Source organism: Salinimicrobium aquimaris (assembly GCF_035607535.1).
In the GTDB taxonomy this organism is placed as follows: domain Bacteria; phylum Bacteroidota; class Bacteroidia; order Flavobacteriales; family Flavobacteriaceae; genus Salinimicrobium.
Map to the genome: position 1 here is coordinate 459,080 of NZ_JAYDZX010000001.1, position 12,932 is coordinate 472,011.

8 protein-coding genes are annotated in these 12,932 nt (G+C 41.9%); 4 read left to right on the top strand and 4 right to left on the bottom strand.

What is annotated here, in order from left to right; all coding sequences use genetic code 11:
- Position 1: 1 nt before the first annotated feature.
- The 4 genes from mdxK to VR862_RS02105 all read right to left on the bottom strand — a co-directional run bounded on the left by mdxK (position 2) and on the right by VR862_RS02105 (position 5,479).
- The gene (mdxK, locus tag VR862_RS02090; RefSeq protein ID WP_324719286.1) at positions 2–2,308 is read right to left on the bottom strand and encodes a maltose phosphorylase MdxK; all 2,307 of its coding nucleotides are present in this window, start codon (positions 2,306–2,308) and stop codon (positions 2–4) included.
- 4 nt (positions 2,309–2,312) lie between these two features.
- A complete protein-coding gene (gene pgmB, locus VR862_RS02095; protein WP_324719287.1) occupies positions 2,313–2,972 on the bottom strand; it encodes a beta-phosphoglucomutase in 660 nt (219 codons plus the stop codon).
- 4 nt (positions 2,973–2,976) lie between these two features.
- Entirely contained in the window at positions 2,977–4,335 is a 1,359-nt protein-coding gene (locus VR862_RS02100) for an MFS transporter (protein ID WP_324719288.1), read from the bottom strand.
- A gap of 106 nt (positions 4,336–4,441) precedes the next feature.
- Entirely contained in the window at positions 4,442–5,479 is a 1,038-nt protein-coding gene (locus tag VR862_RS02105; RefSeq protein WP_324719290.1) for a LacI family DNA-binding transcriptional regulator, read from the bottom strand.
- Positions 5,480–5,693: 214 nt separating this feature from the next.
- Here VR862_RS02105 and VR862_RS02110 point away from each other — a divergent pair, with 214 nt between their 5' ends.
- The 4 genes from VR862_RS02110 to VR862_RS02125 are packed head-to-tail and all read left to right on the top strand — an operon-like array spanning position 5,694 to position 12,902.
- A complete protein-coding gene (locus VR862_RS02110) occupies positions 5,694–8,618 on the top strand; it encodes a SusC/RagA family TonB-linked outer membrane protein (protein WP_324719291.1) in 2,925 nt (974 codons plus the stop codon).
- Between the two features lie 18 nt (positions 8,619–8,636).
- Entirely contained in the window at positions 8,637–10,232 is a 1,596-nt protein-coding gene (locus VR862_RS02115; RefSeq protein WP_324719292.1) for a RagB/SusD family nutrient uptake outer membrane protein, read from the top strand.
- Between the two features lie 18 nt (positions 10,233–10,250).
- Positions 10,251–11,393 (top strand): SusE domain-containing protein, encoded by a 1,143-nt coding sequence (locus VR862_RS02120; protein ID WP_324719293.1) that lies wholly within the window; start codon positions 10,251–10,253, stop codon positions 11,391–11,393.
- A gap of 60 nt (positions 11,394–11,453) precedes the next feature.
- A complete protein-coding gene (locus VR862_RS02125) occupies positions 11,454–12,902 on the top strand; it encodes an alpha-amylase (protein WP_324719295.1) in 1,449 nt (482 codons plus the stop codon).
- The last annotated feature ends 30 nt before the right edge of the window (positions 12,903–12,932 follow it).

A 12,932-nucleotide genomic window follows, 5' to 3' on the forward strand; every position in this document is an offset into this window, starting at 1 on the left:
TTTAAACAGTTACCGGCACGCTTGGTTCCACCTTTACTGTGTTACCTTTTACCAGGATCTCCAAAGGCTCATTTCCTTCAAGGGAGAAACTTGTTTTGCCGGGTGCAACATTTATTTTCAATATCTGGTCTCTAAAATTGAGTTTGAAGGAATAGCTATCCCAACCTTCGGGGATCTGTGGATTAAAAGAAAGCTTTCCATCTGTTACTCGCATTCCTCCAAAACCTTCCACTATACTCATCCAGGTCCCGGCCATACTGGTGATATGGCAGCCTTCCTTGACTTCATTGTTATAATCATCAAGATCAAGCCTTGAGGTTCGCAAGTAGAACCTGTACGCCTGCTCCATTCTTCCCAGAGCTGCAGCCTGTATGCTATGAACACAGGGCGAAAGTGAGGATTCATGGACCGTCAATGGTTCGTAGAAATCGAAATGCTTCTCAAGGTCTTCTTTGGAGAAATGATCTTCAAAGAAATAAAAACCCTGTAGCACATCGGCCTGCTTTATATAACAGGAGCGTAAAATTCGATCCCAGCTCCACTTTTGGTTGATAGGACGTTGAGATTTGGGCAGTTCGGAAACAGGAATGATCTCCTTATCCAGAAAACTGTCCTGCTGTAGGAACACCTGGTATTCTTCGGAATAAGGGAAGTACATCTTTTCTGAAACTTCTTTCCATCCAGCCATTTCTTCCTCTGACAGACCTGTCTTTTGTAGAACCCGCCCGTGATCTGAAGGATATTCCTTAGCCACTTTTTCAAGGGAGGACAGGCAATAGTCGATACACCATTTTGCTATATAATTAGTGTACCAGTTATTGTTGACGTTATTTTCATATTCATTGGGCCCGGTGACTCCAAGAATAACGTATTTGTCCTTTTTAGTACTGTAGTTTGTACGTTGCTGCCAAAATCTTGCAATAGCGATCATTACTTCCAGGCCTTTTTCCGGGATATAACTAAAGTCGCCGGTAAAATCAACATATCTTTTGATAGCTACAACCATGGCTCCGTTGCGGTGGATCTCCTCGAAAGTGATCTCCCACTCATTGTGGCTTTCCTCTCCATTCATGGTCACCATAGGATAAAGAGCAGCACCATTGGAAAAACCAAGTTTTTCGGCATTTTCGATAGCCTTGTCCAGGTGATTATATCTATAGGTAAGGAGGTTTCGCGCTACATGCTGGTCTTTGGTCGCCATATAAAAAGGAATACAATAGGCTTCAGTATCCCAGTAAGTGCTACCACCGTATTTTTCACCTGTAAATCCTTTGGGCCCAATATTTAGTCGGGCATCTTCTCCCAGGTAAGTCTGATTTAGCTGAAAAATATTGAACCTGATCCCCTGCTGGGCCTTCACGTCTCCCTGGATAGTAATGTCGGCCATTTCCCAGACTGCAGCCCAGGCCTCTTTTTGCTCCTGAAGCAGCACATCAAAACCTGCTGAAACAGCATTGTTTAAAACGTCCTTAGCTGCACTAATAAGATCTGGGCGCTTGTGATTCATATCTGTCACATATCCGCCGAATTTATGCAGGCTTATCTTTTCTCCTTTTTTAACATCAGAAGCATACCTGAAGATGATCTTTTCATCAAAAGTAACTTCAGTACATTCTGTTTTCACCTTACTCCCGTTTTTGAACAGGGCAGACTGCATGAAGGAGGTAGCATGAAATTCAGTTTTAAGGGTTTTGGCTGTAATAAAACCCTGCTCATCTGCAGTTTTAACTTCGAGAGTTTTCCAGAACTTCTCTTCCCAGTTGGCATCTTCGTTGGTTATACCACTATCCAGATAAGGCTCAAAAATGACAGTGGCGTCGCTGTTTACTACCTCAACCTGGTAATTAATTACCCCAAGTTCATTTCTTTTAAGAGAAAGGAATCGCACAACTTTTACTGCTACTTCAAGATCATTGGGCATAACTGCAGTAAAACTGCGCTCGTACCATCCCTCCTTCATATTTAGTTCCCTACGAAAATCCCTGACCTCTTTACAACTAGCCAGATCCAGTACTTCTCCATTAATAAAGACATTGATTCCAATCCAGTTGGGAGCATTAAGAACTTTAGCAAAATATTCGGGGTATCCATTTTTCCACCATCCCACTTTGGTCTTATCGGGATAATAAACTCCTGCTATGTAGCTCCCCTGGAAAGTGTCTCCGGAATAATATTCTTCAAAATTGGCCCGCTGGCCCATTGCTCCATTCCCAAGGCTAAAAAGACTTTCACTAGCCTCTACTCTTCCTGCCTCAAATCCTTCTTCCAGAATTGACCAGTTGCTTGGTATTATATAATCCTGATTCATTTATTTATTTTCTAACTATTTGTTCTAAAAATTTATCATCTATTTCGGTAAAATCGGCAAAATTGTAATCTGCCTCTTTCAGTATTTCCTTGTCTCCTATACCAACGCTTACCATTCCTGCAGCATTTGCCGCCTCAATACCAGCAACAGAATCTTCAAACACTACACATTCCTGCGGCGGAATTCCCAGCTTTTCAGCAGCAATTAAAAAAACCTCGGGATCTGGTTTGGCTTTGGAAACATCATTACCATCGACAATAGCCTTGAACCGCTGTTCGATCTTTAGTCCCTTTAGTATAGGACGAGCATTTTTACTGGCAGATCCCAGGGCAAAAGGCACGTTATTTTGGGTGAGATAATCCAGACTCTTTTTTACACCGGGTAAAAGATCATCGTCATCCATGTGGGCGATTCGGGCCAGGTAATCATCATTCTTGGATGACATGAGTTCTTCAAATTCAGTTTCTGTAACTGTCTTGTTTCCCCAGCCTAATATTTGTTGAAGAGAATTTACGCGGCTTACACCTTTAAGCTTCTCATTTTGCTCTAATGTTATATCAAAACCCAGATCATTGGCCATCTTTCTCCATGCCAAATAATGAAATTTAGCAGTATCCACAATGACCCCGTCCAGGTCGAATATTATTCCTTTTGTTCTATTCATTTTATTAAGAATTTTTTACTACAACCGGTTCATCAACATCATAGATCCTCACACACAAAGCAGCAGCTATAAGAAAGGCCACGCCGCTGGTCACTAATGCATATATGGGATTTCCTCCATATAAGTATTTCACCATAGGGCCACCTATAAGGGCGTTGATAATTTGAGGGATGACAATAAAGAAGTTGAAGATTCCCATGTACACGCCCATCTTCCTTGGAGGAATTGAACCTGCCAGAATAGCATAGGGCATGGCAAGTATACTAGCCCAGCCAATTCCAATTCCAACCATTGAAAGCAATAGCCAGTATTCATTGGGGGCAATATATATGGACAGTAATCCAAGCCCTCCCAGGATCAATGACAACATATGAGTACTTTTCCTTCCAATTTTCAGAGCGATTGCAGGCAAGAAAAAAGCAAAGACAGCAGATACCGCATTATAAACTCCAAAGAGCACCCCTACCCAATCTCCTGCATCCTGGTAGGTTTCACTGCTGTTATCTGTAAGTGGTAACCCATAAATGTGATGGGCAATTGCCGGAGTAGAAAAAACCCACATCCCAAACAGCCCAAACCAGGAGAAGAACTGTACCCATGCCAGTTGGCGCATAGTAAACGGCATGTTTTTAAAGTCGGTAAAAATGTCGAGGAGACTGGACTTCTTTTGATCTTCCAGCGCCTTATCCTCGATATGGTCATCCATTTGGGCAAGTTCCTCGGGAGTATATTCCTTTGTGGTAAGAATCGTCACGAGAATACTTATTACCAGGATCGCAGCTCCAATTACAAAGGAGAGTAACAAGTTCAACGGAACTTCTCCGGCCACAGTCCGGTTACTAATATTGAACCAGTTGGCAAGTACGTACGGCAGCCAGGAACCTACCACAGCTCCAATTCCTATTAATACTGTTTGAACACTAAACCCCAGGGTACGCTGGTCTGATGGTAAATTATCTGCCACCAAAGCCCTGAAAGGTTCCATTGCAATATTAAAGGATGCATCCATTACAAAGAGCATCCCTGCACCTATCCAAAGTGAAGGCAGGATGGCAATGAAGAGATCGGCGTTTGGCATTAGGATCAATCCGGCGGCAGCCATAAGAGCTCCTACCAGGAAGAAAGGCCGTCGCCGTCCTAACCTGGTCCAGGTTCTGTCACTATAATATCCAATGATGGGCTGGACTATAAGCCCGGTAATAGGTGCAACCAGCCAGAACCACGAAAGTTCGTGAACGTCGGCGCCAAATATTTGAAGAATTCTGCTGGCATTGGCATTTTGAAGGGCAAAGCCAAGTTGAATACCCAGAAATCCAAAACTCATGTTCCAGATCTCCCAAAAACTCAAAGTGCGTTTTTGCATTATCGTAGTATTAAATTACGATAAGCTGTTTAGACTTATCAAAACTATTAAAGGGAAGTAGAAATATAAGTTTTGATAAAAATCCTGTCAAATATATAAAATAAAGTTAAACCAGAGACTTTTTTCTTTTCTGGCTGGACTCTCTTTCAACTAAACTTGTTTTGACTACGGCTGTTTGGAAGTTTTCATCTGCTACGGCCTTTTCTATACGATCTATTAGAAGCTCAGCTGCTTTTGCACCCATTTCGGCACCGTGTTGGTTTACTGTGCTAAGACTGGGGATGAACCTTCTGGAGAGTTCTCCGTCAGAAAAACTAAAGACAAGGACATCATTGGGCACAGAGATCCCCTGGTCAAACAAGGCCTTTACTGCACTTGTCGCGAATTGCTCGTTGACTGCAAAAACCCCGTCTATTTCTTTATCCTGTATGAAACCGGCAATTTCTTCCTGACTGTTATCCATATCCTCGATCTTAAGAATAAGGTCTTGATCCACCTCCAGGTCATTATTCCGAAGCGCCCTTAGATAACCCTCTGTACGCAATTTACCTACACTTACGTAATCTACCGTTGTAATGATGGCTATTTTGCGACAGCCATTATCAATTAGCTGTTGAACAGCATTCCTGGCCCCATCGCTGTCATCTATTATCACTTTGTCACAAATAATATCATTTACAACCCGGTCTACCATTACAAGTGGCATCCCCTGGCTTATTACTTCCTCAAGGTGATGATAGTCCTCTTTTTGCTGGGTTTCCTTGGCTACAGAAAGAATAAAACCATCTGTACTGCCATTGGCCAGCATTTCCATGTTAATGACCTCTCTGTCAAAGGAATTGTTCGATAAACAGATGAGAACGTTATACCCTCTTTTATTGGCCACTTCCTCTACCCCGCTAATGACTGTAGCAAAAAAATCATGAACGATCTCGGGAAGTACTAACCCGATAGTACGGGTTTTACGATTCTTTAAACTAAGCGCAATGTTGTTCGGTTTATAGTTATAGAGCTTTGCAAAAGCCTGGATCTTTTGCCTCGTATCGTCACTAATTTCGGGGCTGTCGCGTAAAGCTTTGGAGACCGTGGAAACAGATACATCCAGTTCACGTGCGATTTGCTTAAGGGTGAGTTTTGGCTTCATTAATAAAGGATCAAAATTTTAGACCTGTTAAAAATCGTAAATCTATTATATTTTCATGTTAAATTAGGATTATGATAAAGTTTTCAACACGAAAACGTTTTCGAGCCTCTCCCTACAGAGTTTAATACCTGTAGATCCTTTTAGTTTACCTAATTTTAATCCCGGAAAGTAGAAATATAAGGTTAAAACTAAGTAAAACCTAACATGCAATTTTATGAGAACATTTATTAAAAGCACATTGCTCATGTTATTGATGCCAATGAGCTTTTTTGCTCAATCTACTGTTAGCGGTATTGTCACCGAAAGGGACACCGGGATGCCCATCCCGGGAGCTAACATAGTAATTAGAGGTACCACAACAGGTACCACTACCAATTTTGATGGGGAGTATACCCTTGAAGGAGTTAACCTGGATGACGTTATTGTAGTGTCATATATAGGATTCGCTCCACAGGAGATCCCCTACACCGGGCAGGAAACCATAAACGTACAACTAGCCCCCGATACAGCAATCCTTGAAGAGGTAGTTCTTATTGGTTATGGTTCTACCAGAAGACAGGATGCCACAGGTGCTGTTCAACAGATCTCAACAGAAGATTTTAATGAGGGGTCAATAGTTTCGCCTGAACAATTAATCCAGGGTAAATCTGCCGGAGTTCGAATAACCTCTGGTGACGGTGCTCCGGGTGGTGGATCAGAAATTAGGATCCGTGGTGGTTCTTCTTTATCTGCAAACAACTCTCCTCTTATTGTAGTAGATGGTGTTCCACTTGACCAGCGGGGTGTACAGGGTGTAAGAAACCAGTTAAATGCTATTAACCCAAATGAAATCGATGATTTTGTGGTCCTTAAAGATGCTTCAGCTACCGCTATCTATGGTTCAAGGGCTTCTAACGGGGTGATCCTTATCACCACAAAAAAGGGTAAAAAGAATGCAGATCTTAAATTTGAATATGATCTTAAAACTTCCATAAGCGAAGTGGTTGAAACCGTGGATGTCTTAGATGCAGATGAGTTCAGAAACCTGATTGAAACAACCCCGGGAACCGATCTAAATCTTTTGGGAGATGCGAATACAGACTGGCAGGATGAGATCTATCAAACTGCAGAGGGTGCTATTCACAACTTCACTGTGTCTCAAGGGCTTGACAATTTCTATTACAGGGTAAACCTGAACCATACTTCACAAAAAGGTATTTTAAAAACAGATTTGTACCAGAGAAATGCAATAAATACTGCTCTTAACTGGGACTTATTGGACAATGATTTAAAATTGACTCTTACTGCAAAAGGAAGTATCGATCAAAATGACTTTGCAGACAATGGTGCTATAGGTGCAGCTGTAAATTTTGACCCCACCAAGCCGGTTTACGATCCCAACAGCCGTTATGGCGGATTCTACGAGTGGACCAACAATCAAGGTGTCGCTTTACAACAGGCAACCCGAAACCCTGTTGCTCTTCTTCTACAACGGGTCGATGAGGGAAAAACTGAACGTGTTATCACTAATTTCAACGTTGATTACCGGATTTCTTTGGTTGAAGATCTTAGATTTAACCTTAATGCGGGATTGGATTATTCCGAAAATAGCGGATACAATTCCCGTCCTACCTCATCTGCAGTAGTTCTACAGGACATCCCAGATGAAGAAGTGTACTGGGGAATGAACCGCAACCAGCTTTTGGACTTTTATTTCAATTATAAACCATACTTGGAATCCATAAGTACTAGCGTAGATCTTACTGCAGGACATTCTTACCAGGAGTTCTTTGTTTCAAGTCAGCAGAGATATACAGACCAGGAAGCGGAAGACAACTGGGTGTTAAATCCAATCGTCATTAACCGTAATGCATTGGAGTCATATTTCGCACGGGCAAGTTTTGATATTAATGACAAATATTTGATCTCCGGTAGCTACAGGATGGATGGTTCATCGAGGTTTAGTGAAGACAACCGCTGGAGTTCTTTCCCTGCTGTTTCAGTTGGTTGGAAGATAAACAATGAAGACTTTTTAAAAGATTCTGGTGTGTTATCTGAATTAAAGCTGAGAGCAGGTTACGGGGTAACAGGTAACCAGGAGATTGGTCCTGTTTATGGATATGTGGGTGTGTATACACCAAGCCAGAGAGGTGCTAGCTACCAGTTTGGCAACCAGTTCTATAACACGCTACGTCCCGAGGAGTATGATAAGGATTTGAAATGGGAAGAGTTACAGACCTATAACGTGGGTATGGACTTTGGATTTTTCAATGACCGACTTTCAGGAAGTGTAGATGCTTACCACCGAACTACCGAGAACCTATTGGCTGAAGTACCTGTTCCTGCCGGAGCTAACCTTTCGGACCGTTTGGTTACAAACGTAGGTGAAACAGTGAGCCGGGGATTGGAAATTGGTTTAAACGGAAATCTTGTACAAACAGACAAGGTAAATTGGGATCTTAACTATAACATTACTTTTCAGGATCTCGAGATCACCAAACTCTCTTTGGGAGATGATCCAAACTTTTTCATTCCTCAAGGAGGTATAAGTGGTGGTGTTGGTAATACGATTCAACTTTGGAAAACCGGAATTGATCCAACCACTTTCTTTGTGTACCGCCAGGTATATGATCCTAACGGGCAGCCTATCGAGGGAGCTTACGTAGACGTAAACGGTGACAACACCATTACAGAAATAGATCGCCAAGCTTATAAAAAGGCTTCACCAGATGTTTTTATGGGATTGAGCAACAATTTTAGCTATAAAGATTTCAATTTCAGCTTTACTTGGAGAGGAAGTTTTGGAGGTTATATCTATAACAACATGCAGTCTTCCACCGGGTTTAGAGGAGCAGGTACTGTTACACCGCAACCTTACTATTCTAACTTTAACGCAAACGTTCTTGAAACAGATTTTGATGAAAGTCAGTTCTTTTCAGATTACTACGTGCAAAGTTCAGATTTCGTAAAACTTGACAACATATCTGCAGGATACCTTTTCGCCGGAGACAAAGTGGATTTCAGAACTACTTTTACAGTAAGTAATGTTTTGACCATCACAGACTATGATGGTTTGGACCCTGAGATATTTAGCGGTATAGATAATAATTTCTATCCAAGACCCCGAACCTATACTTTAGGTCTGAATTTGACATTTTAGGCAATAAAAATTATGAATATGAACAATAAAATAAAATCATTCTTTCTCATTTTCCTTAGCTTAAGTATACTGAGCTCCTGTGAAAGTGAATTAGACCTACAACCTGAAGATAATAGGCAGGTGCCGGAACAAGCTCTTCAGGATCCGGCTGCTTACAAGCAGTTCTTAGCAAAACTATATGCCGGGCTGGCGGTAAGCGGCCAGGAAGGACCGGCAGGTGAACCAGATCTTCTGGGTCTCGATGAAGGATTCTCACAATACCTGCGTCTTTACTGGATGCTACAGGAACTTCCAACAGATGAGGCTATCATTGGATGGAACGATGGAACAATTGCCGACCTTCATGGACAGAACTGGACCTCAGGTAACGAATTTATTCGTACCATGTACTCCCGACTATTGTATCAAATTGCCCAGGCCAATGAATTTATTCGCCAGTCGAGTGATGAAAGCCTGAGTGCAAGAGGATTTAATGAGTCTCAAATAGCAGAGATCAAACAATTCAGATCTGAAGCCAGATTCCTTAGAGCCTTGAGCTACTATCATGCAATGGATCTTTTTGGAAATCCACCTTTTATTACCGAAGAAAGCCCCATTGGTGCTTTTCTTCCTGAACAGATCCAGAGAGCAGATCTTTTTGAGTATATAGAGAGCGAGCTACTGGATATTGAAGGCGAGATCGTGGCAGCTAATCAAAACGAATATGGCCGCGCCGACCAGGCTGCTGTTTGGACTCTATTGGCCAAACTCTACCTGAATTCTGAAGTCTATACCGGAACAGAGAGATATGCCGATGTACTTACTTACACTCAAAAAGTAATAGATGCAGGATATACTTTGGTGGATGATTATCAAAAACTTTTCCTTGCAGATAATGATGTAAACGGCGCTCAAAATGAGATCATCTTACCTATTAGGTTTGACGGTATCAATACCAACTCCTATGGAGGTTTAACCTTTGTTATTCATGCCTCTATTGGTGGAGATATGGATCCGGCTGAATTTGGAGTAAATTCCGGTTGGGCGGGATTAAGAACTACTCCGGAATTTGTGAACCTGTTTCCCGGTGGAGCCGACTCTGCAGATGAAAGAGAGATGTTCTATACCGAAGGACAAAGCCTGGAAGTAACCACAATCAGTGATTTTAGAGATGGTTATGCTGTAGGCAAATTCAAGAATGTTGATGTAAATGGAGAACAGGGAAGTGATGCAACCGGAGAACATGTGGATACAGATTTCCCGTTGTTCAGGCTTGGAGATATTTACCTGATGTATGCTGAAGCTGCTTTTAGAACAAATACCAACATGTCACAGGCTGTTAGTTATGTAAATGAACTAAGAGAAAGAGCTTATGGGGCTGGTAATGGCCAGGTTTCTCAAGGCGACATAAACCTTAACTTCTTAATAAATGAAAGAGGAAGGGAATTATACTGGGAAGCGCACCGAAGAACAGATCTTATTCGTTTCAATCAATTTACCGAAAATGGAGTATGGGCATGGAAAGGTGATGTTCCGCAGGGAACTACTACTGCTGCCTTCAGAAACATATACCCAATCCCTGCGTCAGATCTAGGGGTTAATACCAACTTAACACAAAATCCAGGATACAACTAAAATTAAAAAAACAGAACAATGAAAAAACTATCAATATTACTACTAGCTTTTGTTGCTCTAACAGGTTTTAACTCCTGTACGAGTGATGATGATGTGGTATTCATCGCACAACCCGACCCCGAGGGCATTGCTTTCATCAATACTTTTTCCTCACAGTATATCCTAACAACTGCAACTGCAGAAAACACTGTGGAAAGATTTGTTTGGAATGAAATAGATCTTGAGGTACCTACCAACATAAACTATGATGTACTGGCTTCTACTTCTGCAGAAATGGCAGACCCCGTTTTGCTTGGAAGTACAGCAGGAACAAATCTTGCCGTAAAAGTAAAGCAACTTATGAGTTTGGCCGAAGATGCAGGAATAGATAACGATCCCGCGACAGAAGCACCAAATACAGGTACTCTGTATGTTCAGGTAGTAGCTACTGCAGGTACAGGAGGTGAAATGGTTCATGCTTCTGAAGTGCAGGCTTTAAACATTCTTATACCAGAAACAGCAGGAGAAGAAGAGGAAGTATTCCTTAATTTCTTCCTAGTAGGTGATGCTACCGCTGCAGGTTGGAATCCCGATAACAACAATACTCCGTTGTTCAGGGATGGTGAGAATGAAGATCTTTTCCACTTCACCGGAAGATTTGATGGAAGTGGAGATAAGGAAGGATTTAAACTTCTTGAAATACTTGGTCAATGGCAACCACAATGGGGACTTGACAACGGTACCTTAAGTAATAGTACTATTTTGGGCGGCGACCCATCGGCATTCCCTGTTGATGCAGATGGTTACTATACCTTGACAGTGAACGTTGATGATATGACGTATTCTTTCGAAACCTATGATGAAAGCAGCGCTGCAACATACGGTAGCATTGGTTTGATTGGACCTGCACAGGCAGGAGGCTGGGATGCAGATACAGATATGACTCAGCAGGAGTTTGATCCACATATCTGGTTCATCAATGACATCGAATTAGGTGATGGTGAATTCAAGTTCCGCGCAGATGATGATTGGGCCGATAACTGGGGTGCTGCTTCAGATGCACTTAGCGGAAAAGCCAACTATGGTGCCGGTGACAACATGGTGGCGCAGGCAGGAGTTTATGATATTTGGTTCAACGACATTACAGGACGTTACATCCTTATTCCTCAAGGGGAAGAATAAATCTTAAACAGTTTAAAAAGGCTGCTTCAAAGCAGCCTTTTTTGATATAATTTATTTGAAATGAAAAAAGAAAATTTAATCCTATCCTTATTTGTTGCTTTACTCCTCCTGGCAGGATGTACTTCAGATGATGATGCGGTCGAAACAGATCCGGGCGATAATGGGGAGACTCCTCCTCCAACTGCAAATTATGAGCCTCTTGATTTATCGAGCTATGACAATGGCAGCGGGGTTATGATGCAGGGATTTTATTGGGACGTGGAGCCTGCCGGAGAATGGTGGAATACTGTGGCCGAAAAGCTTGATGACTGGGCAGATGCCGGAGTGAACCGGGTATGGCTTCCTCCTGCTTCAAAGGGACAATCTGGTGGATTTTCCATGGGTTACGACCCCTCAGATTATTTTGACCTTGGAGAATATGATCAGCATGGAACAGTAGAAACCCGTTTCGGTTCAAGAGCAGAACTAGAAAATTTAATTGCAACGGCTCACGACAATGGGATAGAAGTAATTGCAGATATAGTACTCAATCATAATTCTGGTGGAGGTCTGGAATTTAACCCATACCGGGGTTATGATACTTATACCCTATTTGAGGAGGAACATGGTAATGCTTCCGGATTGTTCAACCGTAACTACGAGAACTTTTACCCCAACAGTACCAGCCCATATGATCCGGGAAGTCTGTTCTATGAAGAAACCAATCTTGATCATAATCAGGAGTATGTTCAGAACTGGTTATGGGAAGCAGATTATTCAGTAGCAAATTACTATAAGAATGAGATTGGTTTTGACGGCTGGAGATTTGATTATGTTCTAGGTTTTGAGCCCTGGGTTGTAGAGGAATGGATGGATGAAGTTGGCGGATTTGGTGTGGCCGAACTTTGGAATGGAAATCCAACTGCTCTTAGGAACTACATAGAGGAAACAGGAGTAGCAGTCTTTGATTTTTCGACTTTTTATAAGCTGGATGAAGCTTTTGACAGGTACGATGACCTTACCTATCTGACCGATGACATGCTTTGGAAAACTCATCCTGAAAAAGCGGTGACTTTTACAGCAAATCATGATACCGAAAAGGACGACAACGAGGATAACTACATTTCTATGGAAAACAAGCTAAAAGCTTATGCTTTTATTTTGACCCATCCCGGTTATCCAACGATCTTTTATTCCGACTATGAAAATGAAAGCTTTAAGAGTCAGCTCCAACAATTGATCCTCATTAATAACACAATAGCTACAGGTGATGTGGAAGTGCTTTATGTAGATGATGATGAATATATAATGAAGAGAGCCCGCACCCCATCCAATCCGGGGCTAATTCTTTACATAAACACAAATGGTAATGCAAAGATCAAGAACAACATAGATACAGACTGGAATCTGGCTAAAATAATGGATTACACTGGCAATATCGATTACAGTCCTATGACAGATCAAGATGGGAACGTTTCCTTACGTGCACCAGCCAATGGCTATGCAGTATATTCTATTATGAAAGAATAGATCAAGAGGAACTTCAATAGAAAAGCCGGT